Genomic DNA, 26,238 nt, shown 5'->3' on the forward strand with positions numbered 1-26,238 from the left:
CCGATGCCCAGAGGGCCAGGACTCGATGCGACAGATCTGTCCCGCGTGGCGGTCTTCGCCGCCCTGACCGCAGCACTCGGCCTGCCGGGCAGCTTCAGCGCGTTCGGCGGGGTACCCATCACCGCCCAGACACTGGGGGTGATGCTGGCCGGGGCGGTACTCGGACCACGCCTGGGCGCGCTCGCCATGATCGTCCTGCTCACCCTGGTCGCAGCCGGGCTCCCGCTCCTGGCGGGCGGCCGCGGAGGGATCGCGGTCTTCACCGGGCCGTCGGCCGGCTACGCCCTGGGCTGGATCGCCGGGGCGTTCGTCACCGGTCTCATCGTGCACGGATCGGCCCGCAGACCGAGCGTGTTCCGCATTGCCGTGGGCATGCTGGCCGGCGCAATTGTCGTGGTCTACGCGATCGGCGTCCCGGTCCAAAGCCTGGTGACCCGTCTTCCCCTGGGCGAGACGTTCGTCCTGAGCCTGGCGTTCATCCCCGGGGACCTGATCAAGGCAGCCATCGCCACCGCGACAGTCAGCAGCCTCCTGCGCGCCTACCCCCGAGCATTCCGGCGTTCCTGGCTTCCCCCACGTCAGAACGCCGAAGTCTCGCCATGACCGCACGGATCGTGGTGCTGGACGGAACCCGGGCGAGTCTGCTCGAGCGGCTTCACGACGTGCGCTCGCAGGGCGACATCCCGCTCGTCGGTGACCAACGCTGGCCCCAGGAACACTGGACGGCGGTGCGCGCACTCGCAGCGGCCAAGGCCGTTCCGGAGGAAGCCGCCTGGGCAACCCTGACGTCCGGAACCAGCGGAACCCCACGCATCGTCCTTCGTTCCCACGCCTCATGGCAGCAGTCGTTCGCCGCGATAGCAACAATCCTGACCGGACCGGTTCTGCTCCCGGCGCCACCAGCGTCCTCACTGACGCTCTTCTCCCTGGCGCACGCCCTCAACGGCGGACCTCAACCCGTCGACAACGACGAGGCCACGTGCTTCCACGGGACACCGCAGGCCCTGCGAACCGTCCTCGAAAGTTCGGCGTACCCACGGCTGAGAACTGCGCTCGTGGGCGGTTCCCACCTCGACCCACAGTTGCGCGCGGCAGCGCAAGCCCGCGGCATCCGGGTGGTTTCCTACTACGGGGCGGCAGAGTTGTCGTTCGTCGCCCTCGATCAGGGGACGGGGCTGCGAGCGTTCCCGGGGGCGGAACTCGGCGTACGTCGGGGCGAACTGTGGGTGCGCTCGCCCTACACGGCCCTCGGCTACCTGGGCACAGCGGGACCCCTACGGCGCGACGGAGACTGGAGCACAGTCGGCGACCGTGCCAACCTCGACGACGGAGTACTCACCCTGCAAGGCCGCGCCGACAGCGCGATCCTGACCGCGTCGGCCACCGTCGTACCGGAGGACGTCGAAGCCACCTTGAGGACGATCGCCGGCGTCCGTGATGCCGTGGTTTTCGGTTTCCCGGCACCTGGTGTCGGGGCCATTGTCGCGGCCATGGTGGAGCCCCTCGGGGCGCCCCTGACGGTTGGTGAGTTGCGCACAACTGTCGCTGCCCACTGCGGCCCCGCCCATCGTCCTCGATTGTGGTTCACCGGGAGCCTGCCGCGTACTGCTTCTGGGAAGCCGGCCCGTGCCGAGGTCCGACGCCAGGCCCTCTCGGGGAAGGTGGAACGACTTGCCTGACCACGACGTCGTGATCGTCGCCGCCCGCCGCACCCCGATCGCAACCCGAAGCCGGGCCTTCGCCTCGCTCCGCACCGAAGAGCTGGCCGGGCCAGTGATCCGTTGCGCCTTGGCGGATGCCGAAGCCGCTACCGGTTCCACCCTCCCCATCGCCGACGTCATTCTCGGGAACTGCATGGGCCCCGGAGGCAATCCAGCCCGAATTGCTGCTCTGGCAGCCGGTCTTGGCATCGGCGTGCCGGGTGCGACGATCGACCGGCAATGCGGTAGCGGTCTGGCCGCCGTCATCGACGCCGCTCGGGCCATCGGCGCGGGTGACGAGCGTCCCCGCATCGCCGGGGGAGTTGAGAGCGCATCCACCGCGCCGGCCCGTTCCCTCGACGGGACCAGCTACCCTCGAGCGCCTTTCGCACCGGCCGGCTGGCCTGACCCCGACATGGTGGAGGCAGCGGAGAACCTGGCCCAGGCCGAAGGGATCACCCGGGAACGGCAGGACGCCCATGCCCGTCGCAGTCACGAGCGGGCCCGCCAAGCACAGGACACCGGTCGGTTCGCTGCGGAGATCGTCGTCATCAATGAAACAACGTCTGACGACGCGATCGGCGTGGGCGAACGCGTGCTGGACCGGGCCCGTCCACTGTTCCCATCCGGCACCGTGACCGCGGCGACCTCAACCCGGGTCAGCGACGGCGCGGCTGCCGTCATCCTGGTTCCTGCGCAGGTCAGGGGCACAGCTCCGGGACTCGTGATCCGCGCTCACGCGATTGTTGGCTGTAATCCTGCCCTTCCAGGCATTGGTGCGGCCCCAGCAGTGCAGACGGCTTTTGCCTCCGGTTGTGCCAAGATCGGGGACGTAGCTGCTTTCGAGATCGTCGAGGCGTTCGCGGCGCAGTCGCTGGCGGTTCTGGGGCAGTTGGGGATTGAGGACGACGACCCACGAGTCTCCGCCGACGGTGGCGCTCTCGCGCTGGGTCACCCCTGGGGCGCCAGCGGTGCGGTGGCTCTGGTGCGGCTCTTCAGCCGCCTGGTCCGGGCCGGTGCTCCGGCCGGAACTCTGGGTGTCGCAGCCGCATCCGTCGGAGGCGGTCTTGGCGTCGCGATGCTCGTCGAGGTGGTCCGGTGAGTGCCTCGGCCCGGGTCGACACCATACAAATGGACGATGTCAGCGTACGTTTCGCAGACACGGACGTCCTCCGCAACGTCTGCTGCTCGCTGCCGGCGCGGACAACGGCTGTGATCGGCGAGAACGGCTCCGGAAAGTCAACGTTCGCGCGGCTGATCGGTGGGCTGGCCAGGGCCGACAGCGGCACGGTCCGGGTTCTCGGGCTGGACCCGGCCCGGGAGACCGCTGCGCTGAGGCGGCGCGTCGCTGTCGTCTTCAGCAACCCGGACGCCCAGATCGTGATGCCGACGGTTGCCGAGGACGTCGCGTTCTCCCTGCGCTCCGAGAAGCTGCCGCGCGCCGAGAAGACCCGTCGTACCCAGGCCGCGCTGGAGCGTTTCGGCCTGACCGCCCTCGCCGATCGCCCGACCCACGACCTCTCCGGTGGGCAGAAGCAACTGCTGGCCCTGTGCGGGGCCTTCGTGCGTGAACCCGACCTGGTGATCGCCGACGAACCGACCGCCTTCCTGGACGCCCGCAACGCCCGCCTGATCGCCGATCGTCTCCTCAAGAACGGAAGCCACCGCGTCCTTCTGGTCACCCACGACCTCGATCTGGCGCAGCGCTGCGACCAGGCCGTCCTGATCAGCCAGGGCACCATCACCGCGGTCGGTGCGCCGGGCGGCATCGTCAAGGCCTATCAGGAACTCCTCGTGTGTTGAGCCTGTACCGGCCCGGCCACAGTCTCTGGCACCGCCTACCGGCAGGACCCAAAACCACCCTCGTCACGCTGATCGTCCTGAGCGTCTGCCTGCTGCCGGTGACGTGGACCGGAGCCGCGACGGCCGCCGCCATCGCCGTCGCCTGCTACCTGATCCCAGGAATGGGCCTGAGCGAGCTCGGCCGGCAACTTTTTGCCGTGCGCTGGCTGATCGCGGTCACCGCGCTCGGGCAGTTCCTCTTCCTCGGCCCGGAACGCGCGGTCGCGAACACCACGCGGATCAGCGCGGCGCTGGTCATCGGCGCCCTGATCGTCCTGAGCACCTCGGCCACCGCGCTGCTCAACGCCCTGGAACGCGGCCTGAAACCACTGCAGTGGTGCGGCGTCGACCGCCAGCGCGTGGCCCTCCTGCTGGTCGTGACCTTCACCATGGTGCCGGTGCTCGCCCGCCTTGCGGGTGAGGTCCGCCAGGCCCAGCAGGCTCGCGGCGGCAGGGTGAGCCTGCGGTATTTCGCCACGCCGTTCCTGATCCTGGCGCTCAAGCATGCGGACTCGCTGGGTGATGCGCTGAGTGCCCGCGGCGTTCGGTGAGCACCAGCCGGATCCAGCGGTGCCACTGACCTGTGGGTGCTGGCTGGCCGCGGACCGGGTGCCCCGCGATCTCTGTGGCCAAGGCCGAAACATGGTGTGGCGGCCGAAGAAGGCCACTGGATCAGCACCCCCGACCTGAAGAACCATCGCTTTGGCACGGATCCGCCGCTCAGACCGCCGATTCGGTACCGCTGCCGCCACCCGACGATCCCGCTGAGTCGGCGCCCGAGGGTTCGGTTCGAGGTTCCAGCAGGCTGGCCCGGTCAGCGGCATAGCCCACCATCCACTGCGGACGCAGGCGGTACATCCGGATGTCCGGACCCCAGGTAAGCGGCGACGAGCCGTAGTGCGCCGTCCAGTGCTCGATCGTCTCGGACCAGGCATCGTGATGAGGATCCAGCTGCTCGGCCTGGCCGTGGCTGAACACCGCCAGCTGCTCTCCGTCGACGTGGGCCACGCTGACCGCCGGGCGCTTGCTCAGGTGCACGGCCTTCGCGGCGGTGCCGGCGGTACCGAAGGTCCAGGTGCCGTGAAGGAAGTGCCCGTCCAAGGCACTGATCCGGGGTTCGGCGCGGGCCGTGACCGTAGCCACACTCAGCACCTTCATGCCGGTGAGCAGCGTGACCAGGTCCGACGCGGACAGGGTGTGCTCGTCGTTCACGATGTCTCTGAGGTGGTCGCTCGAGGAGGTGCGCGAGGCATCGAGCAGCGCCTGCAGGGCGGTGACTTCGTCCGGGGTCTCCAGCATGACCGCTACCGTACGGCCGCCCACCGACAGTCTTGATGGCTTGGCGAACCGGCGACGTCTACGACCTTCCCTGCCGGATCATGCCCGATCCCGAAACCGGCGCGCCCACGGTGACCTCTAGGCAGCCGGAGGACGCGTCGGTCGGGCAAAAGGGTCGAGTCAGGCCGGCTCGAGCAGGGTGTTGCCGGCCTGCTCGAGGACGTTGGCCGAGACCATCCCGTGCTGGGCGGCCGTGTGAACGTCGCGCAGGTAACGCTGGAGGGGGCCGCTGGCGTGAACGGCCGCGGTTCCGGCTGCGGCGTACACCAGATCTACCGCCTGGGCTGCTGAGCGGGCTGCGCTGACGGCGGCGAGTTGTTGAGCGGCGCTGCCGACGGCGTCCCGCGCCGGTTCGGCGTAGACGTCCAGCAGGAAGGCGAGTCCCGAACGGTGCAGGGCGGTGGCCTCGGCGGCCGCCGTGGCCAGGCGAGCGTTGGGGCCCTTGCGGCGGGCCAGGTCGGTGAACTCCTCGATCGCGGCGCGTGCGATTCCCAGAGCGACGGCTGCCACCCCGAACGACAGGACCGTGAGCGGGAATCCGGACAAGGATCCAGGACTGCGCACCTCGGCGCCGACGTCGAAGACCCGGTCGCTGGGCACGAAGACGTCGGAGACCGAGAAGTCGTGGCTGGACGTGGCCCGTAGGCCCAGCGCGTTCCAGGTGGGATGCACAGTGACATCCTGGGCGCGCAGGAGCATGACCCGCATACCCTCGGGCGTGCGGGCCCCGGCCACCAGCCAGTTCGAGTGACGGCTACCGCTGGCCATCGACCAGCGACCGGTGAGCCGGTACCCGCCGTCCACGGTCTGGGCCTCACCGTTGGGGGCCCCGACACCGGCGATCATGAGCCGCTCGTCCTGCATCAGGTCGCTGGCGGTCCGGGGCGGTAGATAGGTCAGCGACATCCCGGTGATGGCGCCGATCATGGCGCACCAGCCCACCGAGCCGTCCGCCCGGCCCAGCTCCTCGAACACCAAAATCATCTCGCGTGGGTCCGTGGCCCTGCCGCCGAACTCCGCGGGCAGCGCGAGCCGGAAGATGCCCAGGTCGTTGAGCTTTTCGATCACGTCCGGCCCGATCAGGCCGTCGGCTTCCGCCTGGTCGCTCTGGGCCCGGATCAGCGGGGCCAGAGCCCGGACGTCCTCAAGGATCTGCGAACCCAAAATGATTCTCCTGCTTCCGTGCATCTACGAACTCGGCCAGCGACGAGATTACAAGATTCATCCCAAAAGCGACCTTGGGGGTGCCGGGGTAGCCTGGCTGGTCTATGGCGAAACGTGAAGCGAGAGAGTCCGAGCTCGGAGCGTACCTGCGGGCCCGCAGAGCGCAGGTGGAACCGGAGAGCATTGGGCTGCCCCGCGGCCGGCGGCGGGTCACCGGACTCCGGCGGGAAGAGGTGGCCACCCTCGCTGGAGTGAGCGTGGACTACTACACCCGCCTCGAACAGGGCCGGGAACGGCACCCCTCACCTCAACTTCTTCAGACACTGAGCCGCGCCCTGGAACTCAACGCCGACGAAAGCGTCCATCTGCATCGGTTGGCCACCGATGAGTCGTACCCGGTGCCGTCGTCCGACGAGCGATCGGTGGCGGACGGTCTGCTGCGGCTGATGGAGCGCTGGCCGCTGAACCCGGCCTTTGTCTACGACGACGCCCAGAACATCCTCGCCGCGAACTCCCTGGGCCAGGCCCTGCACTCAGGCTTCGCCCGGCCCGACAACTTCGCCCGGATGATCTTCCTCGATCCGGCCGGGCGGAGCTTCTTCGCCGAGTGGGACAAGGTCGCCCAGGACACGGTCGGCTCGTTGCGGCAGGCCTGGGGCAAACCGGCTTCCCGTCCGGGCATCTCCCGGGTGGTCGAGGAACTCTCCACCCTGAGCAACGATTTCGAGCGCCTGTGGACGAGTCAGGCCGTGATCGGCAAGATCCGCCACACCAAGAACCTGGACCACCCGACGCTGGGCGAACTCACGCTGGAATACCTCGGCTTCGACCTGCCTGATGTTCCCGGACAGCACCTACTGATCTGTGACGCCCAGCCGAACAGCGCCTCCGAGCAGAAGCTTCAGAGCTTCACCCGCTCCACGATCTCGTAGTAGGCGTGCAGGTCGAGCCATTCGATCCCGGACACGACCACGCCCTCCTGCATCGTCAGCACATACAGGTACCCGTTGCGGTACGGCCGACCGTCCCGGGCACGTCCCGAGCTGTCGATCCGTACGATCACATCGTCACCGTCGGCCCAGATGCCCCGCGGGGTGATGGCCAGCGGCCCGTCGAGACGGTCGAAAAGCGCCTTCTCCGCGTTCTCATGCAACGCCTTCAGACCGTTGTACTCGCCGGCCACCGGACCGCGACCAGCGATCGTCCACCGCGTGGTCTCGGTGAAGATCTCGGCGAAGAACCGGGTGAAGTCCACAGAACCCGCCTCCAGCCCGGCTTTCACGGCCTTCAGGTTGGCTTCTTCCTGGGTGGAATACGTCATGCGTCCAGCCTAGGAACGGGCTGCCGGAAGAGGGAGGCCGCGCTTACCCTAGGTGTTTCACACCCCCTGAAGCCGTGCGGTATGGCGAAGGTCCGGGGTCTGCTGAAAGATGTGGGGCATGGGAAGGCAATACCGAGAACAGGCTGCGCAGGCCTTAATCCTGCTCGCGGCCCGTGGCGATTACCGGGACCGGGCGGACGCGGGGGCGGCGCTGGCTCGGTTCGCCGCGCTGCCGCAGACCTGGGAACCGTTGCTGGCTCTGGTTCTTGACGCTGAGGACACCGCGGTGACGTTGGAGGTGGCCGAAGCGCTGCTGCGTCGCCGGGACGTGTGCGGGCTGCGGCTGGTGGCTCGGGCGTTGGCTCAGGCGGACGAGGGCCGGAGCAACTGGATCCATACCGCGGTCATCGAGGTCTTCGGCGTCTCTGCGGCTGAGCGGGATGCTGCGGTGCTGATCTGCGAGCAACTGGCTGAAGAGGATGCGGCCCGGGTAGGCGCCGGGCGGTTGCGGGACCTGCTGTCCGCGATCACTCCGGTGCTGTTCCCGACGGTTCCCTGAAGGCCGCGGGCATCGGGAAGGGAGGCGGGGTGGTCCCGAGAGGGACCACCCCGGTCTCATCAGTCGAAGCTCGGCGCCGTCTGCGAGTACCAGCGCTGGTTCAGGGCGCTCTCGTTACAGTTGGCCATCACCACAGCGCCGCTCTGCCAGCCGGCCAGGCAGAGGTGCTTACGCTGCTTCGTCCAGGCGCCCCAGCTCTTGAAGACCCGGCTGTTGTCCTTCTGATAGAAGACTTCCCAGATCTGGTAGTCGCCCCCGTTGCACTTCACCGCCCAGGCCGCCTGAGCGTTCGATGCGGCGTGGCTGTCCAGGCAGTTCTTGGAGTCGTACAGCTTCAGGAAGACCCGGTCCTTGCCGCTGGGGCTGTCCGAGAGCTGCTGGATGATGAACGTGTTGATGCCGCCCGTCTTCATCGGCCCCTCCTGCTTCAGCGGGCCACCCAGCCAGTGGGACTTACCGAGCGAAGCATTCCAGTAGTTACGCGCGGTCACGGCGCTGGCCGAGTCGGCGAACACGAAGCTCGCTGCGAGAATGCTGAACAGCACGGCGAGAACGACGCTGGCGCGACCGAACGCGCGGCGAGATGCCTTCATGGAAAATCTGATCCTGTCGAAAGAAGTGAACGAACGACCGCCCTGGCCCCCCATGGCTCTCGGACGCTCGACGAGCATGCAGGTTCCGGACAGCGCAGGCAATGCCGGAGCCCAGCGAATTCCCAACTCGGCAGGTAGTTTGTCCTTTTCGGTGGCCTATGCCGTCAACGCCCACCCGCCCGGGCGAAGCTCGTCGCCATCAGTGCTCACGCATCACTCACCGGTGACTGTGGTTCGAATGCCGTTGCTTTGAATACTGTTTCGATAGTTCCGGGCTGTGCTCGATGCCGCTCAGCTCTACCTCGACGTTCGCTGTATCCCTGGTGGTCGACCTCATTTCTGTTTCCCAGGGCCCTCTTTCGGAGGTCAATCGGCCGACCAGGCCAAGGGCGTCTACCTTCCGGCTGTGCGTTGGCGGTACGAACAGTTCGGAGAAAGTAGCGGGATCGTCGCTGGAGGCGCCTTTTCTGGAAGCGGTCGACGCTTTGAGGAACGCTCCGGGTATTGGGGTGGGCACCTCGGAGTACAACCTCCGGATTGCCAAGAACGGTGACCTGAACGGCACGTACACCTATGACAACAGCCAGACGATCACGCGGATCGACGGTGCCGTCTACGCAACGGCTTCTGCGGCGGACATGTCCCAGCTGATGCCGCACCTGGAGTACCTCAGCCTCCCGGACGACGGCTGGGTGCGCTTGGGCAGTGCCGGCGTTAATGAGGAGCGCTACGGCGTTCTACCCTCGGCGTCCCCGGCCGCTACGGCGGAAACGATCCAGGCAGCTCTGGAGGACCCGGGTACCGACTTCGCTCCGGATCCGATCGATGACGACAGCTTTTCCGACCTCAACACCGACAGCCCGGCCGAGGACACCGAGAACACCATGGTCGAGGTCGGGGACGTTCGGGCCTGGGTGGCCAGCACGCCTCGCGGCAGGATCTATGTGAGCCCGCGCTCCGCACACCGTGCTGGCGCTGGCGGAGGGCTTCCTGGACCCGGAGGATGCTTCCGTCCAGGCCACGCGCGCTGACCGCCAACGCCCACCCCGATGTTACGCAGATGACCGCAACCCTGAAGCAGCGTCAGAGCGAGTACACGGCCACCCAGTAACCGACCAAGAACAGGCTCTGATCTCACCGGCCGCTCAGGGCCACCAGAGCTTCGGCGGTGAGATCAGCCTTTGAGTCAGGACACCCGGCGGCTGTCCAGGAACTCGCCGATCCGGCCGATCGCGTCCTTGAGCACTTCGGCGTGCGGCAGGGTGACGATCCGGAAGTGGTCGGGAGCCGACCAGTTGAAGCCGCGGCCGTGCACCACCATGACCTTCTGCTCGCGCAACAGGTCCAGCACGAAGGCCTCGTCGTTCTCGATCGGGAAGGCCTTACGGTCCAGGCGCGGGAAGCAGTAGAGCGCGCCGGTGGGCTTCACACAGCTGACGCCCTCGATCTGGTTGAGCATCTCCCAGGTCACGTCGCGCTGCTCGCGCAGCCGGCCGCCGGGCAGCAGCAGGTCGTTCAGGCTGTCCGAGCCCAGGGCGGTGGCGATCACGTGCTGCGAGGGCACGTTGGCGCACAGCCGCAGGTTGGCCATGATCTGTAGGCCCTCGAGGTAGTCGCGGGCCTGCTGCTTGGGGCCGGAGACCACCATCCAGCCGGCTCGGAACCCGGCCACCCGGTAGGCCTTGGACAGGCCGTTGAAGGTCAGGGTGAAGACGTCCGGGGCCAGGGCGGCGGGGGAGACGTGGACGGCGTCGTCGTACAGGATCTGGTCGTAGATCTCGTCGCACAGCAGCATCAGATCGTGCTTGCGGGCGATCTCGACCAGGCCCTCGAGCACCTCGCGGGGGTAGACCGCGCCGGTCGGGTTGTTCGGGTTGATGATCACCAGGCCCATCGTGCGGTCGGTGATCTTGGCCTCGATGTCGGCCAGGTCGGGCATCCAGCCGGAGGACTCGTCGCACACGTAGTGCACCGCTCGGCCCCCGGCCAGCGTGGTGGTGGCCGTCCAGAGCGGGTAGTCGGGGCTGGGGATCAGGAGTTCGTCGCCGTCGTTCAGCAGGGCCTGCAGGGCCATGCTGATCAGTTCCGAGACCCCGTTGCCGAGCCAGACGTCCTCGATGTCGAACTCGGTGACCCCCTTGGCGCGGTGGTACTGCACCACGGCGCGCCGGGCCGGGAGAATGCCCTTCGCATCGCTGTAGCCGTGCGCGGCCGGCAGCTGCGAGATCATGTCGCGCAGGATGTCCTCCGGCGCCTCGAAACCGAACGGGGCCGGATTCCCGATGTTCAGCCGCAGGATCTGGTGACCCTGGGCCTCCAGCCGCATCGCCTCTTCGAGGACCGGGCCACGGACGTCGTAGGCGACATGGTTCAGCTTGCGCGACTGCTTGATCTCCACGCCGAGCAGAGTAGTCCTGGCAGCGGGCGGGCCATGCCGGTACCGCATCCGTGACCTATGGGGCGGACCACACATCTGGGCCTGGTCTGGACAAAAGACTGTGTCACCTTGTCAGGTAGAAGGAACACACGGCCCCCGGCGCTGCCGGTGGACCTCGGTGCCCGACGGGGAGGGTGCGATGAGGACTGTGCTGCTGCTGGAGCCGATACCGGGACGCTCGTCATGCTGAGCCTGGAGATCCCGGTCGTGACCGTGCACGGCGAAGCATCCCGGGTGCTGGTCCGGGTCGCCGAATCCAAAGCTGTCGAATTCTGGTACGCCGAGATCCGGCACGGCGTCATCCCGCTGCGCTGGCTGCACGCCTGGGTCGACCAGCTGACGGCCCGTGCGCCCGGGCGCTTCGGCGGGGTGGTGCTGACCACCGGGCCGGCCGGGGGCGTGCTGCTGAGCATCGCCCCGGAGATCATCGACCTGCCCTTGGCAGCGGCCGACCTGGACGCTCTCCTGGGGCGCTGACTCAGCGCAGTCTGCGCCTGCGCCGTTCGAGGGAACTGGTCTCCCCGAACGGAGTCAACGTCACCGTGCGTTCTTGAGTCGGTTGCTCGGTGGCCGAGTCGATGGGTATGAGATTTGCGTCTGGGGCGTCGGCTGTCGTGCCGTTGCCGATGGTTCTTCCCCTGACGGTGTTGTCGGCGGTGGGTGTTGCGGCGGCCTTCTGGCCGTCGGTGGCGTTCTGGTTGTTCCTGGTCGGCGCCTGGGGCGGGGTGGTGTCGGCGTTCGTCGGCCTGGCCCGGTTCCGGCCGTCGGAACGGGTGGCCTGGTACCTGGTCATCGCCATGCTGCTGCTCTTCAGTACGGGAAAGCTGATCGGGGTTGCCCAACCACAGCTCTCGGTACTCGCGGACGGGCTGACGTTCGTCGCTCAGAGTTGCGTCCTGGGGGTGGTGCTGCGGTTGGTGGTGATCCGGCGCCGCCAGATGCAGCGTTCTGCCACCCCGCCGGACGAAGGGTTCTCCGCGGTGGGAGAACAGGGCCGGTCGATCTTTCGCTACGCAGACCTGCTGCTGCTGATCGGAATCTGCGCCCTGGTCGTGGCCCAGACCCTGGCTACCAGCCTCACGCTGCCGGCCGGCGTCTCGATGGCGGAGCGGCTGGTACCGGTCGGCAACGTCGTCCTGGTCTGTTTCATGGTGCGCTTCCTGTTGTCCCGGGCGCGGTTGCCACGGGCCACGGTGCTCGGTCTGCTGGCCGGCATCATGATCGTCTGCAGTGACGTGATGACGGTGGTCGGTGCGGCCCAGGGCTCGGTCCTCCTGGAGCGGGGAGCCGGGGCGATCCTGGCGGTGGCCATGTGGCTGTTCGTCTGGGCGCCGCGGGAGCCCTCGATGACCGAGGCCTTCGACGTCGTCTCGTTGTTGCAGAGCCGATCGGAATCGGCCCGGCTGGTAGCCCTGATGCCACTGGCCGGGGTACCGGTGGTGCTCTACGTGCTGGGCCAGCAAGGCCACGGCCGCCTGCCCGCACTGATCTACGTCAGTGTCGGCGTGGTGATGGCCCTGGTGGCTCTGGCCCGGGGCGCGAGCGCGGTGCGGTTCAACGAGTGGCAGGCTGAGCGGGACTGGTACACCGGCCTGCTGAACCGCCGGGGCCTGGTCAGCGCGATGCGCCGGATCGAGCCGTCGCCGCAGCAGCCCTGGCAGCTGGCGATGATCGACATCGACGACTTCAAGCACGTCAACGACACCTTCGGGCACGAGGCCGGGGACGACCTGCTGGTGCAGGTGGCCGACCGGCTGCGTCAGGAGAGCCAGGACGGGGCGATCATCGGGCGCTTCGGCGGGGACGAGTTCGTCCTTGTCCTGCCGGTCGGGCATGCCTGTGCGGCGGAGCTGACCGACCGGGCGTTCGCGGCCCCGTTCACCGTGGCCGGGCACGAGATGCCGGTGCGGGCCAGCGCCGGGGTGACCGTCCTGGAGAGCTCCGACCGGGACGAGTCGCAGACGTTCACCGAGGTCGACATCGCGGTCTACGCGGCCAAGGCGGCCGGCAAGAACACCGTGGTGACGTACGACCCGAAGCACCGCGAGCAGATCCTCGGGCGCCAGAACCTGATCACCGATCTGCGCCGCACCCTGCAGGGCGATCGCGCGGCCGGGACGTTCGAGGTGCATTACCAGCCTCTGGTCGAGCTGGGCACGGGTCTGATCAGCGGCTGCGAGGCACTGATCCGCTGGCGGCACGCCGAGCGCGGGATGATCCGCCCTGACCACTTCATCGGCCTGGCCGAGACCTCCGGGCTGGCCGGGGAGATCGACCGCTGGGTGCTGCTGGAGGCCCTGCATCAGGTGGCGCGCTGGGAGGCCGAGGGGATCGGCTCTATCTACGTCAGCGTGAACCTGGGCCGCACCAGCATGCTCGACCCGGCGCTGGCCGACGCGACGCTCGAGGCGTTGCGGGTGACCGGGGTTGAGCCTTCCCAGCTGCACCTGGAGATCACCGAGCACGACGAGCTACCCCGTGAGGCGGGTGCGCTGACCCTGGCGCTGCTGACTGAGGCCGGGGTGCGGGTGAGCCTGGACGACTTCGGGATCGGCTACACGTCGCTGGACTACTTGCACCGGTATCCGGTGCGTCAGCTGAAGCTGGACCGTTCGATCACCAGCAACCTGCAGACGGCGCCGAGCTCTCCGTTGCTGGAGGGGATCGTCGCGATGGCCAAGTCACTGCAGGTGGACGTGGTGGCCGAGGGGATCGAGACCGAGCCGCAGCGCGAGCGGCTGGCTGACTTGGGGATTGCCTATGGGCAGGGGTATCACCTGTGCCGGCCGCAGCCCGCTGAGGCGATGACGTCGCTGCTGCGCGAAGCCGGTCCCGCGCGGTTGATCCCGGGTCAGCGGGCCGAGGGGACGCAGACCGTCATCGACCTCTCGAGCTGAGGGCTGTCACCAGACGGTCCTCAGGCCCCGTCGGCGTTCGTCGGCGTGGGCTTCAGGGCGATGCTGTCGATCGCGGCCTTGGCGATGCCGTTCAGCGTCTGCGGGTCGACCCCCGCCTTGAGAAGAGCTTCGAGCCCACGGTGGGTGGTGAGGACCAGCCCACCCAGCGCGTCGGCGTCCGCGTCGGGGTCTACCTGCCCGGCCCGTTGGGCCTGCTGGATGAGCTGGCGGCAGCTGTCGAGCAGGGTTTCGTAGGCAGCCCGTGAGCGGCTGGCGATGTTCTCGTTCTCCCAGGCCAGTTCGGCCGTGCCCTTGGCCAGCAGGCACCCCAGTCGGTCGGGGCGGCCGTCCGGTACTCGGAGCCAGGCACGCAGGCGCTCCAGCGCCTCGTCCTCCGGGCCCTCGACGCGGACGGCGGCGCCTTGGTCGGAAGCGTTGCAGTACTCGTCGAACACACGCTGGAAGAGCGCTTCCTTGTCGCCGAAGGCGCCGTAGAGGCTGCCCTTGCTCAGGCCGGTGGCCCGGGACAGATCGTCGACCGAGGTTCCGTGGTAGCCGGTTTCGTTGAACTGCCGGCGGGCGGCGTCGAGAGCGTCCTCTTCGTTGAACTTCCGTGGTCGCGCCATGGTTCCAGTTTACGCCGTTCTGAACACCCAGTCCAAAAATCATGAACGATCGGTCCAGAAGTTCTGGACGGTCGGTCCAGAACTAAGTATTGTGGACCGCATGTTCAAAACCATCACTGCCCCTGACACCACCGAGTTCACCGGCAAGCGCGCGATCGTCACCGGGGGCTCCCGGGGCATCGGCGCGGCCATCGTCCAGCGCCTGCTCGACGGCGGGGCGAGCGTCGTCACCACCGCCCGCAACGCCACCGACGAGACCCCCAAGGCCGCCACCTTCATCAAGGGCGACATCAGCACCCTGGCCGGCGTCCAGGCGTTCACCGCCGAGGCACTCGACGTCCTCGGCGGCGTCGACATCGTGGTCAACAACGCAGCAGCGGCCCGCAGTCACCTCGGCGGCGTCGGCTCCATCCCCGACGACGAATGGCTCGACGCCCTCAACCTGAACTACCTGTCCGCCGTCCGGGTCAACAACGCCCTCCTGCCGGCCCTGCGCGAGGCCGGAGCAGGCAGCGCGATCGTCAACATCTCCTCGGGCGCAGCACTCCTGACCGGGCCGCCACTGGCTCACTACGGTGCCGCCAAGGCCGCCCTGAACTCCTACGCCAAGGCCCTCTCGGCCGAGCTCGCGCCCGCCGGGATCCGGGTCAGCACCATCGTGCCCGGCAACGTGCTCACCCCGGGAGCCGACGCCATCCGCCAGACCTTCGCCGACGCGACGGGCGTCTCCCTCGCCGACATCACCGCGGGCGTACCCCTGGGCCGGCCCGGGGATCCCCGCGACATCGCCGAGGCCGTGGCCTACCTCGCATCTGACCGGGCCCAGTGGGTCACCGGCGTGACCCTGAACGTCGACGGCGGCGAACTGCCGTTCATCTGAACCGACCTCGATCAGCAAACGGACCGTAGAGCACCCGGCGGTGCGAGAACACTCTCGCACCGCCGGGCGCCGGCCCACACGGACAGGCAGGACCACCCATGACCGACAGCCCTCGAACAGCAGGCATCGCCACTTCTGAAAGCCATCGCGGCTTGTGGCGAGAACGCCTCGGCCCGATCGGGGTGTGGAGCACCGAACTACGCACCGCCCCGGCCGAAGCCATCGAGCAGGCCGCAACCGCGCTGAACACCTCCGGATTCCGCGCCCTGTGGATCCCCGGCCTGGGCGACGACGCGGTGTTTGCCGATGCCCAGCGCCTGCTCACCGCCGCCCCGGACGCCTCGGTCGTCATCGGTGTCCAGAGCATCTGGAGACAGGAACCGGCCGCATTGGCCGAACGCGCCGCCGACGTCGAAACACGTTTCCCCGGAAGGTTGCTCACCGGCCTCGGGGTCAGCGCTGCACCCGTTGCCCACGCGGCCGGAAAACCGTTCAGCACCGCCGTCGGCGAGATGAGCACCTACCTGACCGGCCTGGACGAAGCCAAGGAGCCACTCCCGGCACACGCGCGGATGCTCGGATCTCTCGGGCCCCGCATGGCCGCGCTCGCTGGGGCCCGAACCGCAGGCCTGCACCCGTTTTTGGTCAGCGCCGAAGCCGCGGTCGGCTACCGAGAAGCCATCGGCCCCGACGCCCTGCTCGCCCCTCACCTGGCTGTCGTCCTGCACAGCGATCCGCGCCGGGCCCGTCAGGTCGCCCGCGACAATCTCGGGTTCTATCTCGGTCTTCCGACCTACCAGAGCAACTTGCGGCGGCTTGGTTTCGGCGACGCTGACCTCGTCCCCGGTGGCAGTGACCGTCTGATCGACGCCCTCGTGGCCTGGGGCGACCTGGATGCCGTCCGGGCCCGGATCCAAGAACACCTCGACGCCGGCGCCGACCACGTGACGCTGCACGTCATCACTCCCGACCAGGACATGCCCCGAACAGAATGGGCGCAACTCGCCGGACTCCTGCCGACCTTCGTGGGCCCGGTCTGAACAATCTGTGCGCATGCGCGCTCACCCATTGCTACCTTTGTGGCTGGAGTCACAGATTCCAGGCATCGGGGGAGAGCAACATGGATGCGTCGTTCGACCGTTCTTACGAGGGCACCGGTGTCTCGGTGCAGCGCGACGATGTGACGGTCTCGGGTCCGGTACCGGCGCGGGCTGCCCGCGCGGACTGGGCCGCCAGCGAGGCCACCCGGTACCTGTGCGTGGGTGCCTACATCGGCAACGACTTTCGGCGCCGGGTGCTGCGGGAGGTGCTCAGTACCCGGTACCGGGCGGTGGCGCCCTCGTACGGGATCGACATCGTCCCGGTGATCCGGCACTGCCTGCGGGCCCGGCACCGGGAGATCGCGCGCAACCTGGCCTTCATCGGCCTGTTGCTGCTGATCGCGGTCTGGAGCCTGCCCCTGCTGATCGCGGCCCTGTTCCTGGGCTGGGGCCTGAACCAGGTCGTCGCGGCGATCCGGGCGCTCCTGCGGGGCAAGGCCCAGGCCGCGGGTGTGCGCCTGGGCCTGTCCGTGGTGCTGCTGTGGGTGGCGCTGCTCGCGATCAGCTACTACGCGATCGGCTCCACGGATCCCGGTGGCTACGGATTCGGCTTCTCGGCCCTGCTCAGCGCGCTGGGCGGGTCGCTGTTCCTGCTGATCGTGATCTGGGCGCTGGCCGCCGGCGTCCGCTTCGCCGAACTGCTGGTCAACCACCGCACCGTCCTGACCGAGCTGGCCCCGGGCCGCTTCGACCCGCAGGCCGCTCCCACCGAATCGCCCCGGCACAGCGAGCGGATCGCCTATCTGGCGCAGGCCCAGACCGGCAACGTCACCTACTACGCCCGCACGTCGCTCGAACGGCCGTTCGTCGGCGCGGGCACACCGCTGGACCCGGCCGCGCTGACCGTCCCGCTGCTGCGCAAAGAACCCGGCGAGGCACCCCCGGCTCGCGAGCTGACCGTTCCGGCGCTGTACCGGCGCATGCGGCAGGCGATGGTGACCCTGGCCGACCCGGACAACCCGGCCGCCGAGCGGGTGGAAGGCCTGTCGATGCAGTCACGGGTCTTCGTCTCCGGGCTGCTGCGCCCGGACGAGGGCATGCTGGACGCGCAGACCGGTCTGCCCCGGCACTACCTGAGCCGGGCCGAGCTGGACGGCATGGTCCAGTACGACCGCAATCGGGCCACCGAGTACCTGGCCATCCGGATCGGCGCCTGGGAAGGCGAGCTCGAGGTCACCGTCTTCCTGTACTTCAGCATCCGGGGCAGCACGCTCTACACCGAGTTCGTGCCCACGGTGCTGCCCTCGATCCGCGAGAGCTTCCACAACGTCGACCGGTTCAGCCTGCTCGACCCGGTCACCTACACCCGGATGGCGCTGATCTCGCTGCGCGACCTGCCCACGATGATCATCCGGGCTCCCTGGGACCTGGCCCGCACCGCCAAGGACCACATCTGGGGCCAGCTGAACGACCAGTTCGAGGCCCGCGACATCCGCAGCCGGCTGGCCTTCGACTACGGCATCGGGGCCAGCGTGCGCGAGATGGGCGCCGACTTCACCAGCGCGAACTACTTCCAGTCGGCCGATGCCGCCCGCTACATCTACCTGGTCGAGCGGCGCCTGCGGGACGCAGTCGGAGAGGTTCTGGACGACTTCGGTTACGTCAGCGAGGAATTCCTGGAGAAGTCGCAGACCGTCATCGATAACAGTGTCCACATCAGCGGCGGCACCTTCTCGGCCAACGCCCTGGCCGTGGGGCCGAACGCGCGCGCCCAGGTCCGCCCGCCGGCTGCGGCCGCGCGGCCCCCGGCCGCCCCCAAACCGAGCTGAGAGGAGCCGAGAATGGCTGAGAACACCGACAACCGGGTCACCATCAGCGGCGGCGACTTCAACGTCCAGGGAGCCTTCGGCGTCGGCGCCAACGCCCGCGTGGAAGCCCACGTCGAGGACTCGGGACAGGCCCGCCAGGACCTGCCCGAGATACTCGGCCCGCAGGAGGTGCTGCGGCTGCAGGCCCTGATGAACGAGCTGGAGGAACGCCTGGCGGTCCAGGCCGCCGACGCGGAAGTGGCCCAGCTGCAGGCCGGTCTGGTCGAGAAGGCCCTGGAAACCGCGCAGCCGCGTCGCACGACGCTGGTGGGCCTGCTGAAGAACCTGTCCGAGTCGGCGAAGGAACTGACCGGCATCGGGGAGTTCGTGGCCCGGCTGATCCGCCTGGTCTCCACCGGGGTGTTCTGATGGACGAGCCCCGCTGCCCGCTGTGCAACTCGGTGGTGCGCGCGGGCGACCGGGTCTGCCAGCTGTGCGGTGAGGAACTGCCGGGCGAATGGGCCACCGCGCCACTACCCGCGCCCCCGATCCACCCGCCCCAGGCGCCCCCTATCCGCCCGCCCGAGATGACACCGACGGCGACCCCGGGCCGTCTGAGCGGTACGCCCTGGTACCAGCAGGGCCGCTTTCAGGCCCTCGCCGCCGGCGCCTTCCTGATCGTGCTCGTGCTGTCGATCGGGCTCCTCCTGCGCCCGGACTCGTCCGTACCGCCCGCGGAGAACGCAGAAAGCGCGGGCACCGCCACCCTGGACACCCAGACCGGACCGATCGAGCCACCCGAGGACACGTTCGAGCCCGAAGAGAGCTTCGAAGAACCCACCCAGGAAGTGGATCTCGAGGCCGAAGCGGCCGCCGCCCTCGACCGGCTGGCCGATGACGGCCTGGCGAGCACCACGCTCGACGGCCGCTGGGTGGCTCAGCTGATGTCCAAGGCGCCCGGCATCACCGACGCTTACCAGACCACCGACACCGGATCGAGCACCTTCGCCGCCAAGGACATCCTCCAAGAAGTCCTCGGCCTGTACGACCAGCCCGAGCTGGGCTACCTGTTCGTCCTGCGCAGCACCGACTACGGCAAACAGCAGACGTACCAGGGCCAGCCGATGTGGGTCGTGTTCGCCGACAACGGATTCACCAGCCGCGACGACGTCTGGTCCTGGTGCCAGGACACCCTCCCGTACGAAGGCGACGAACTGGAGAACGCCTGCGCGGTACGACGACTGAACGCCGGCTAATCGTTGCGGTCGGCGTTCCCCAGCCAAGCCTTCCAGCCGCCGAACTCGCTGATGTCCTTCCCGGCCCGGACCGCCTCAGCGGCAGCGCCGAAGCCGACCACCCAGGACCCGTCGGCCAGTTCCACCCGTCCTAGGTTCATCGGTGCCGGCAGCGCGGCCAGGAACCGCCCCAGCGCGCCCACCGACACCTCCCACAACTCGCCCTCGACGGCCACTCCACCAGGCCCGATCCGCTCCAGGCCAGGCTTGGGCGGCGTGGTGTCCAGAGCAGAAAGAGCATGTACAGACGCGGTGGTCACCGGCCCGAGCCAGCGGGCTCCCAGCCGCTCGAGTTCCCCGGACAGGGGCTGCCCCTTGAGGTGCGCACCCACCACGAGCAGACGCTCCACCGGTAGTCCCGCTGCCACCGGCCAAGGAACGGGTGCTGGACGCGGCGGAGCAGACTCGGGCGCTGCCACGGGGGAGGGAGCCAGGAGGACGCGGCCCGCGAGGTCCAGCGCGAGGGCGTCGTGGAAAGGACGGGCCAGGACGGTGACGCCGAACTGAGCCTCTCCGACGGTCCCGGAGGGTACGGCCACGGCGCACAGGTCGAAGAGGTTGCAGAAGTTGGTGTAGGTCCCGAGCCAGGAATTCACGCCGACCGGGTCAGCCGCTACCTCGGCGATGCTGGGATGGCCCGGAGCGGTAGGGACGAGCAGCGCGTCGAAGCCGTCGAGCAGGGCAAGCGAGGCCTGCTTCAGCGACTCCAGCTGAGCCAGGTCCTGGACGAGGGCGCTCGCGGTGTGCTGCCCGGCCTTGTGGATGATCGCGGCCACGGTGGGGTCGAGCGCGGAGTCGTCGAGGTGGGCGTCCACGAAGGAGCCGACCGCGGCGTGGCGTTCGGCCACCAGGGCGCCGTCGTAGAGGAGGCGGGCAGCGGCCAAGAAGGTGTCGAAGGGGATCTCTTCGACCAGGCAGCCATCAGCGCGCAGTCGCTCGATCGCCTCGGCGAAGGCGGTGTCCCAGCCCGGGGACAAGCCGGGCAGTTTCGCGGAAACGGCGATGCGGGCTCGGAAAGGCGCCGCCACGGGTGCGTCCCCGGGCCAGGGACGAGTGTCCGGCCCACCGGCCATGAAGCCCATGGCCAGAGAGGCGGTGCCCAGGTCGCGGGCGAAGATGGTGACCGCGTCCCAGGACCGGCAGGCGGGCACGACCCCGGCGGTCGAGACCACGCCCAGGGTGGGCTTGATCCCGACGATGCCCTGGAACGCGGCCGGGATGCGCCCGGAACCGGCCGTGTCGGTGCCGATGGCGATGTCGGCCTGGCCCAGAGCCACGGCCACCGCGGAGCCGGAACTCGAGCCACCGGAGATGTAGTCCGGGCGCCGGGCATCCGGCACCCCACCGTGCGGACTGCGCTGCCCGACCAGACCGGTGGCGAACTGGTCCAGGTTGGTCACCCCGACCACTGTTGCCCCCGCGGACCGCAACCGGGCGACGGCCGGCGCGTCCACGTCCATTGGTTCTGCTCCGAAAGCAGGGCAGGCCGCCGTGGTCGCGAACCCCGCCACATCGACGTTGTTCTTGACCGCCAGCCGCAACCCGGCGAGCGGGCCCCGAGACGCAGCCAGATCGGCCGCGACCTCGTCGGCCGGCCGTAACCCGAGCCAGATCAAGCCGCCACCTCCGCAACCGGCGCCAGCACGACCAGCGCATCACCCGGCGCCACCTGGGCACCGGGAGCGGCCGTGACCAGCGTGACCACGCCGTCGCAGGGTGCCTGGACCGACGTCTCCATCTTCATCGCCTCCAAAGCCACCAGAGTCTGGCCCTGCGTGACCACGTCCCCGACCGAGACCTCGACCTTCCAGACATTGGCCACGAACGGCGCATCCACTCGCGCGCCGCCGTCCGGGACCTCGACGTCTACCGGCTCCGGAACCACCGAGGCAGCAGCCTGTTCGGCCCGGTCGAACTCCCCGGCGGCCTCCCAGGCCCCGCGCTCGACGGCGAAGGCCGCCTGCTGGCGCTGACGGAATTCCTCGATGGAGTCGGCGTTCTCGTCCAAGAACTGCTGGTGCTCGGCAAGCGAGAACGTGCCCTCGGTGATGTCCAGGTCACCACGCCCGGCGGCCAGATCGGCGCGCAGGTCGAGCAGTTCCTCGGGGGAGACCGGGTACCAGCTGATCCGGTCGAAGAAGTCCAGCATCCAGGGGTTTTCACCAGAGCGCGGGTGGGTGCGCCAGACCTGAGTGGTGCGCCCGACGAACTGGTATCCGCCCGGACCTTCCATGCCGTAGATGCACAGGTAGGCGCCGCCGATGCCGACGGAGTTCTCGGCCGTCCAGGTACGGGCCGGGTTGTACTTGGTGGTGACGAGCCGGTGCCGGGGATCGAGGGGCGTGGCCACCGGGGCACCCAGATAGACATCGCCCAGGCCCAGAACGAGGTAATCGGCGTCGAAGACGGTGCGGTACACGTCGTCGGTGCTGCCCAAGCCGTTGATCCGGCGGATGAACTCGATGTTCCACGGGCACCAGGGCGCATCGTCGCGCACGCCGGCCATGTACCGCTCGATCGCCAGCCGCGTGGCCGGATCGTCCCAGCTCAACGGCAACCGGACACGGCGGCTGGGAACCACGAGCTCGGTTGCGGCGGGCAGCGTTTCCTCGAGCTCCACCAGCAGCCCGAGCAGTGCGCGCAAGGACAGACGATCCGGGTCGACGTGGATCTGCAGGGAACGGATGCCCGGGGTGAGGTCGATGATACCGGGCTGAGCGAGGTCGGCCAGAGCCGTGTGCAGTGCATGAACTCGCGCTCGTAGCGTCAGATCCAGCACCAAGTCGCCGTATTCGACGAGCAGGTTGTCGTCGCCGGTCCGCCGGTAGACCACGGCCGGATCGCCGTCGCGGCGCAGCATGACGCCGTCATCACCGTCGCCGCCGGCCGGTAGCCGCACAAGATCCAGAGTGCCGGGCGAGGGGGCCTGAACCGTCTTCACCGGTACGAACGAGACCGTGTCGCCCGGCCGCAGCTGGCCCAGTTTCCAGCGATCGGCGCTGATCACGGTGACTGGGCAGACGAATCCGCCCAGACTCGGACCGTCCGGCCCGAGCAGGATCGGGGTGTCGCCGGTGAAGTCGAGAGAGCCCACCGAATAGGCGTTGTCGTGAATGTTCGACGGGTGAAGACCGGCCTCGCCGCCGTCCGTGCGGGCCCAGGCCGGTTTCGGCCCGATCAGGCGCACGCCGGTGCGGGCGGAGTTGAAGTGCACGCCGTACCGGGTCGTGTAGAGCGTGTCGATGTCCTCACGGGTGAAGAAGTCGGGTGCCCCGTGCGGCCCTTCGGTAACGGCTAGTTCCCAGTGGCTTTCAAACAACGGACGCTGGCTCGCCTCCACGGGGCCCCGCACCGCGGCGGTGGTTGCGCCGGTGCGAAGAACGTCGCCCAGACGCAGCGCCCGGCCGCCATGCCCGCCGAACTGCCCCAGCGTGAAGGTCGCCGCGCTGCCGAGGTATTCCGGAACGTCCAAGCCCCCTGCGAAGGCAACGTACGTGCGCAAGCCAGTTTGCGCGTCCCCAATTTCCAGAGACGAACCGGCCGGAACCACCACCGGTTCCCACATCGCCACCGGCGATCCGTCGACGAGAATCGTCGCCGGGGCACCAGCCACGCAGACCACGCTCTGGTGCGTGAACCGCAGGATCGGACCGGTTGCGGTGCACTCCAGGCCGGCGGCGTTCTCGTCGTTACCGAGGGCCTGGTTGGCCAGCCGCAGCGACCGGGCGTCCATCGCCCCGCTCGGTGGGACACCCACCTGCCACAACCCCAGACGTCCCTGCGCATCCTGGACGGTCGTCATCAGACCGGGACGTTCGACCGTGATCCGGGGTTCGGGGTCGCCCACACCGTCGATGGTGTGGGTGGTATGGGTGACGGAACGGACTTCGGGAAGACTCGGGATGGCGCGCAACAGGCCGAGATTGACCTCGATGCCGTCCATCCGGGTAGCGCTGAGGGCCTCGCTGAGTTGTTCGAGGGCGGCGTCGCGGGTCGGAGCGGTGACGATGACCTTGGCCAACAGCGGGTCGTAGGCCGGGGTGACCTCGGTGCCGGTCTGAACCCAGCCGTCCACCCGGGTATCGGTGGGCAGCACCACGCCGGTGAGTCTGCCCGCACTGGGCCGGAAAACGTTGGCCGGGTCCTCGGCGTAGATCCGGGCCTCGATCGCATGACCCTGCACCGGGACCGCACCCAGACCCGTCGCCGGATCGAGATAATCCGCCAGAAGGGTCTTCTCGCCTCCAGCCAGCCGCAGCATCCAGGCGACCAGGTCAACGCCGGTCACCTGCTCCGTGACCGGGTGCTCGACCTGCAGGCGGGCGTTCACCTCGAGGAAGGAAGCTTCCTGCCGGTCGGCGTCGTAGACGAACTCGACCGTGCCGGCCGAGCGATAATCCATGGATGCAGCCAGTTTCCGGGCCGACTCATGCAACTGCGCACGCACCTCGTCCGGCAGTGCGGGGGCGGGAGCCTCCTCCACGACCTTCTGATGGCGGCGCTGCAACGTGCAGTCACGATCGCCGAGGGAGACCACGCCACCGGCGCCGTCGCCGAAGATCTGCACCTCGATGTGCCGGGCCTTCTGCACATACCGCTCGGCGAAGACCCCGGCCGAAGCGAAGTTTGCGGCCGCCATCCGGGTGACCCGCTCGAAACCGGAGGTCAGTTCGGCGGCGTCGTGGCAGACGACCATGCCGATACCGCCACCCCCGCCGGTGGCCTTGAGCATGACCGGGTAGCCGATGGCCTCCACGGCCGCGACAGCGTCCTGCGCGCTGTCCAGAAGGCCGGTACCGGGAAAGACCGGCACGCCGGCGGCCAGCGCGGCTGCGCGGGCGGTGTGCTTGGCACCGAAGACTCGCAGTTGCTCGGGCTCGGGGCCGACGAAGGCCAGACCGGCGGCTTCGCAGCGCTCGGCGAAGGCAGCGTCCTCGGACAGGAAGCCGTAGCCCGGGTGGACGGCGTCGGCACCGGTGGTGGCCGCGGCCCGCAGCAGGGCCTCGACGTTCAGGTAGCTCTCGGCCGGGGGAGTGGGGCCGAGCAGGACGGCCTCGTCGGCCAGGTGCACGTGGGCGGCGCCGCGGTCGGCCTCGGAGAACACGGCCACGGTGCGCAGGCCCAGGGCCTGGGCACTGCGGATGATGCGGCAGGCGATCTCGCCGCGGTTGGCGACGAGCAGGGTGGTGATGTCAGGCATGCGTGCTCACCACCATTTCGGCGCGGCTGGGGTTGAAGCCGTTGCAGGGGTTGTTGATCTGCGGGCAGTTGGAGACCAGCACCAGGGTGTCCTTCTCGGCGCGCAGGCTCAGGGACAGGCCGGGGGCGGAGATGCCGTCGACGATGCCGAGAGCGCCGTCCGGGTCGACCGGCACGTTCATGAACCAGTTCACGTTGGGCACGTGATCGCGCTTGCCCATGCCGTAGCGCGACAGTTCCCGCAGGAAGTTCTCGGCGCAGGCGTGCTGGCTCCAGGTGTGGTGGCCGTAGCGCAGGGTGTTGGACTCCTTGGAGCAGGCACCGCCGAGGGTGTCGTGGCGGCCCACGTCGTCGCTCAGCACGGTCAGCAAGGGCTCGGACTCGTTGTCGCGCAGGATGCTTCCGGTGGTCAGGAAGATCGAGGACTGCTCCTGGAGAGTGGCCTGGGCACTGTAGGCGCGGCTGGTGTCGTGGGCGTCGTAGGCCAGGAAGTCCACGGCCTGGTTGCCGTCCAGGTCGATGACGGTCAGGACTTCCCCGGCCTTCAGCACGCGCGACCAGGGGGCGCGGGCGGGGACGGTCTCACGGTAGATCTCGATGCTGGTCACAGGCCCCGTCCCGTCAGGTAGTCGTGGGTGTTCTCGAACGCGCGGCGGCCTTCGGGGGTCAGCTCCGGCTGCTGGGCTGTTTCATCTCTCCAGGCAGTGACTTCCAGCGGGGAGACGCTGTACTGCTCGCGGGGATCGAGGGGATGCGGCACGTTGGCGATCAGCATGACGACCGGCATCTCGGTGCGAAGGGTGATGGTGCAGCCGGCGCCGGCCGATCCCTGGAACTGCGGGGTGCCCGTGCCGTCGATGCGTACCCCCTGGAAGAAGGAGATCGACGGGGGAATGTCCCTGCGCCCGAGTCCGTGTTTGGCGCCGCCCAGGACGAACAGTTCCCGGCCCGAGGGGGAAGGGCCTTCGGGTGCGCCGTCTCCGTAGCGCTTTTCGTTGCGGGCCTGGGTGGAGGTGCCGTAGAGCGTGTCGTGCTGGCCGGAGGTGTCGTTCAGGACAGAGGCCAGGACCCGCCCCTGATCGCTCAGCAGCAGTTGCCCGGCGGAGGTGTAGACCTGCCACTGCACCTTGACCGTGTCGGCCACGTTCAGGCGCTCAGCCGTCATGGCGGCGTTGAACAGCAGGATGTGGGCGCAGGCGTTGCCCTCCGGGTCGCTCAGCTGCACGTTCGTCCCCCGGGCAAGCACCCGGTGGGCGTATCCGCCCCCGGCCACCCGCTCGGCCCACGCCAGACGCTCAGCCTCGACACCCTCGGGCGGGGTGGGCCAGGACGAGGCGGGCACAGCCGGTGCGGTGTGCACGGCGGTGCCTTCCTGGGCGCGGGCGTGGGCTCGCGCACCGGCCGTGGTGGAGGTGGAACTGAGCTGCGTCATACGACCCGTCCTGACTTTCTATCGACTGACAGAAAGTCAACGGCGGGCGCGTGACACGGCTGTCTCACGCTTGTTAACAACGGATGACGCGGTGCTCTTGTTACTGT

The 26,238-nt window shown here is 68.7% G+C and carries 25 protein-coding genes; 15 read left to right on the top strand and 10 right to left on the bottom strand.

What is annotated here, in order from left to right:
- Positions 1 to 3: 3 nt before the first annotated feature.
- From LR394_RS29155 to LR394_RS29175, 5 genes are read left to right on the top strand one after another with little or no spacing between them, the layout of a single operon-like run.
- Positions 4 to 603, top strand: a complete 600-nt coding sequence (locus tag LR394_RS29155; protein WP_231447785.1) for a biotin transporter BioY — start codon at positions 4 to 6, stop codon at positions 601 to 603.
- Complete coding sequence (locus LR394_RS29160; protein ID WP_231447786.1) at positions 600 to 1,679, top strand: class I adenylate-forming enzyme family protein; 1,080 nt, start codon at positions 600 to 602, stop codon at positions 1,677 to 1,679. Before LR394_RS29155 ends, LR394_RS29160 begins: the two co-directional genes overlap by 4 nt.
- Positions 1,672 to 2,802: a thiolase family protein gene (locus LR394_RS29165; RefSeq protein ID WP_231447787.1), complete on the top strand. Its 1,131-nt coding sequence runs from the start codon at positions 1,672 to 1,674 to the stop codon at positions 2,800 to 2,802. Before LR394_RS29160 ends, LR394_RS29165 begins: the two co-directional genes overlap by 8 nt.
- A gap of 29 nt (positions 2,803 to 2,831) precedes the next feature.
- On the top strand, positions 2,832 to 3,503 hold the full coding sequence (locus LR394_RS29170) for an energy-coupling factor ABC transporter ATP-binding protein (protein ID WP_269329973.1): 672 nt from the start codon (positions 2,832 to 2,834) through the stop codon (positions 3,501 to 3,503).
- On the top strand, positions 3,497 to 4,093 hold the full coding sequence (locus tag LR394_RS29175; RefSeq protein ID WP_231447789.1) for an energy-coupling factor transporter transmembrane component T family protein: 597 nt from the start codon (positions 3,497 to 3,499) through the stop codon (positions 4,091 to 4,093). Before LR394_RS29170 ends, LR394_RS29175 begins: the two co-directional genes overlap by 7 nt.
- A 169-nt stretch (positions 4,094 to 4,262) precedes the next feature.
- Here the strand turns inward: LR394_RS29175 and LR394_RS29180 are convergent, their stop codons facing one another.
- Together LR394_RS29180 and LR394_RS29185 are read right to left on the bottom strand one after the other, a co-directional pair.
- A complete protein-coding gene (locus tag LR394_RS29180; protein WP_231447790.1) occupies positions 4,263 to 4,841 on the bottom strand; it encodes a pyridoxamine 5'-phosphate oxidase family protein in 579 nt (192 codons plus the stop codon).
- 159 nt (positions 4,842 to 5,000) lie between these two features.
- Positions 5,001 to 6,044 carry an acyl-CoA dehydrogenase family protein gene (locus tag LR394_RS29185; protein ID WP_231447791.1) on the bottom strand — a complete coding sequence of 348 codons (1,044 nt, stop codon included), beginning with the start codon at positions 6,042 to 6,044 and terminating at the stop codon, positions 5,001 to 5,003.
- A 104-nt stretch (positions 6,045 to 6,148) separates the two neighbouring features.
- Between LR394_RS29185 and LR394_RS29190 the strand changes: the two genes are divergently transcribed.
- The gene (locus LR394_RS29190; RefSeq protein WP_231447792.1) at positions 6,149 to 6,976 is read left to right on the top strand and encodes a helix-turn-helix domain-containing protein; all 828 of its coding nucleotides are present in this window, start codon (positions 6,149 to 6,151) and stop codon (positions 6,974 to 6,976) included.
- Here the strand turns inward: LR394_RS29190 and LR394_RS29195 are convergent.
- Positions 6,946 to 7,365 (bottom strand): nuclear transport factor 2 family protein, encoded by a 420-nt coding sequence (locus LR394_RS29195; protein WP_231447793.1) that lies wholly within the window; start codon positions 7,363 to 7,365, stop codon positions 6,946 to 6,948. The two genes, LR394_RS29190 and LR394_RS29195, sit on opposite strands and share 31 nt — an antisense overlap.
- Positions 7,366 to 7,483: 118 nt before the next feature.
- On the opposite strand from LR394_RS29195, the gene LR394_RS29200 reads away from it, so the two are divergent.
- Positions 7,484 to 7,924 (top strand): hypothetical protein, encoded by a 441-nt coding sequence (locus LR394_RS29200; protein WP_231447794.1) that lies wholly within the window; start codon positions 7,484 to 7,486, stop codon positions 7,922 to 7,924.
- Between the two features lie 59 nt (positions 7,925 to 7,983).
- On the opposite strand, the gene LR394_RS29205 is transcribed toward LR394_RS29200, so the two are convergent.
- The gene (locus tag LR394_RS29205; RefSeq protein WP_231447795.1) at positions 7,984 to 8,517 is read right to left on the bottom strand and encodes a ricin-type beta-trefoil lectin domain protein; all 534 of its coding nucleotides are present in this window, start codon (positions 8,515 to 8,517) and stop codon (positions 7,984 to 7,986) included.
- A 509-nt stretch (positions 8,518 to 9,026) separates the two neighbouring features.
- Between LR394_RS29205 and LR394_RS29210 the strand changes: the two genes are divergently transcribed.
- Positions 9,027 to 9,548: a hypothetical protein gene (locus tag LR394_RS29210; protein ID WP_231447796.1), complete on the top strand. Its 522-nt coding sequence runs from the start codon at positions 9,027 to 9,029 to the stop codon at positions 9,546 to 9,548.
- A 155-nt stretch (positions 9,549 to 9,703) separates the two neighbouring features.
- On the opposite strand, the gene LR394_RS29215 is transcribed toward LR394_RS29210, so the two are convergent.
- On the bottom strand, positions 9,704 to 10,915 hold the full coding sequence (locus LR394_RS29215) for a pyridoxal phosphate-dependent aminotransferase (RefSeq protein WP_231447797.1): 1,212 nt from the start codon (positions 10,913 to 10,915) through the stop codon (positions 9,704 to 9,706).
- Positions 10,916 to 11,137: 222 nt separating this feature from the next.
- Between LR394_RS29215 and LR394_RS29220 the strand changes: the two genes are divergently transcribed.
- Positions 11,138 to 11,431, top strand: a complete 294-nt coding sequence (locus LR394_RS29220; protein ID WP_231447798.1) for a hypothetical protein — start codon at positions 11,138 to 11,140, stop codon at positions 11,429 to 11,431.
- A 149-nt stretch (positions 11,432 to 11,580) separates the two neighbouring features.
- Complete coding sequence (locus LR394_RS29225; RefSeq protein ID WP_231447799.1) at positions 11,581 to 13,851, top strand: putative bifunctional diguanylate cyclase/phosphodiesterase; 2,271 nt, start codon at positions 11,581 to 11,583, stop codon at positions 13,849 to 13,851.
- A 20-nt stretch (positions 13,852 to 13,871) separates the two neighbouring features.
- Here the strand turns inward: LR394_RS29225 and LR394_RS29230 are convergent, their stop codons facing one another.
- Positions 13,872 to 14,477 (bottom strand): TetR/AcrR family transcriptional regulator, encoded by a 606-nt coding sequence (locus LR394_RS29230; protein ID WP_231447800.1) that lies wholly within the window; start codon positions 14,475 to 14,477, stop codon positions 13,872 to 13,874.
- Between the two features lie 100 nt (positions 14,478 to 14,577).
- On the opposite strand from LR394_RS29230, the gene LR394_RS29235 reads away from it, so the two are divergent.
- From LR394_RS29235 to LR394_RS29255, 5 genes are all read left to right on the top strand, one after another.
- Entirely contained in the window at positions 14,578 to 15,357 is a 780-nt protein-coding gene (locus LR394_RS29235; RefSeq protein ID WP_231447801.1) for an SDR family oxidoreductase, read from the top strand.
- 98 nt (positions 15,358 to 15,455) lie between these two features.
- Positions 15,456 to 16,397 (top strand): TIGR03620 family F420-dependent LLM class oxidoreductase, encoded by a 942-nt coding sequence (locus tag LR394_RS29240; protein ID WP_231447802.1) that lies wholly within the window; start codon positions 15,456 to 15,458, stop codon positions 16,395 to 16,397.
- An 80-nt stretch (positions 16,398 to 16,477) separates the two neighbouring features.
- Positions 16,478 to 18,226 carry a hypothetical protein gene (locus tag LR394_RS29245; protein WP_231447803.1) on the top strand — a complete coding sequence of 583 codons (1,749 nt, stop codon included), beginning with the start codon at positions 16,478 to 16,480 and terminating at the stop codon, positions 18,224 to 18,226.
- Between the two features lie 12 nt (positions 18,227 to 18,238).
- Positions 18,239 to 18,634, top strand: a complete 396-nt coding sequence (locus LR394_RS29250; protein WP_231447804.1) for a hypothetical protein — start codon at positions 18,239 to 18,241, stop codon at positions 18,632 to 18,634.
- Positions 18,634 to 19,461, top strand: a complete 828-nt coding sequence (locus LR394_RS29255) for a hypothetical protein (protein WP_231447805.1) — start codon at positions 18,634 to 18,636, stop codon at positions 19,459 to 19,461. Before LR394_RS29250 ends, LR394_RS29255 begins: the two co-directional genes overlap by 1 nt.
- On the opposite strand, the gene atzF is transcribed toward LR394_RS29255, so the two are convergent.
- From atzF to LR394_RS29275, 4 genes are read right to left on the bottom strand one after another with little or no spacing between them, the layout of a single operon-like run.
- Positions 19,458 to 21,116: an allophanate hydrolase gene (gene atzF, locus LR394_RS29260; protein WP_231447806.1), complete on the bottom strand. Its 1,659-nt coding sequence runs from the start codon at positions 21,114 to 21,116 to the stop codon at positions 19,458 to 19,460. The genes LR394_RS29255 and atzF overlap by 4 nt on opposite strands.
- Positions 21,113 to 24,700 (bottom strand): urea carboxylase, encoded by a 3,588-nt coding sequence (gene uca, locus LR394_RS29265; RefSeq protein ID WP_231447807.1) that lies wholly within the window; start codon positions 24,698 to 24,700, stop codon positions 21,113 to 21,115. The genes atzF and uca overlap by 4 nt, the downstream gene beginning before the upstream one ends.
- The gene (locus tag LR394_RS29270) at positions 24,693 to 25,307 is read right to left on the bottom strand and encodes an urea amidolyase associated protein UAAP2 (RefSeq protein WP_231447808.1); all 615 of its coding nucleotides are present in this window, start codon (positions 25,305 to 25,307) and stop codon (positions 24,693 to 24,695) included. Before LR394_RS29270 ends, uca begins: the two co-directional genes overlap by 8 nt.
- Positions 25,304 to 26,131 carry an urea amidolyase associated protein UAAP1 gene (locus tag LR394_RS29275; RefSeq protein ID WP_231447809.1) on the bottom strand — a complete coding sequence of 276 codons (828 nt, stop codon included), beginning with the start codon at positions 26,129 to 26,131 and terminating at the stop codon, positions 25,304 to 25,306. The genes LR394_RS29270 and LR394_RS29275 overlap by 4 nt, the downstream gene beginning before the upstream one ends.
- Positions 26,132 to 26,238: the final 107 nt, after the last annotated feature.

The organism is Kineosporia babensis, from assembly GCF_021129305.1.
Classification (GTDB): Bacteria; Actinomycetota; Actinomycetes; order Actinomycetales; family Kineosporiaceae; genus Kineosporia; species Kineosporia babensis.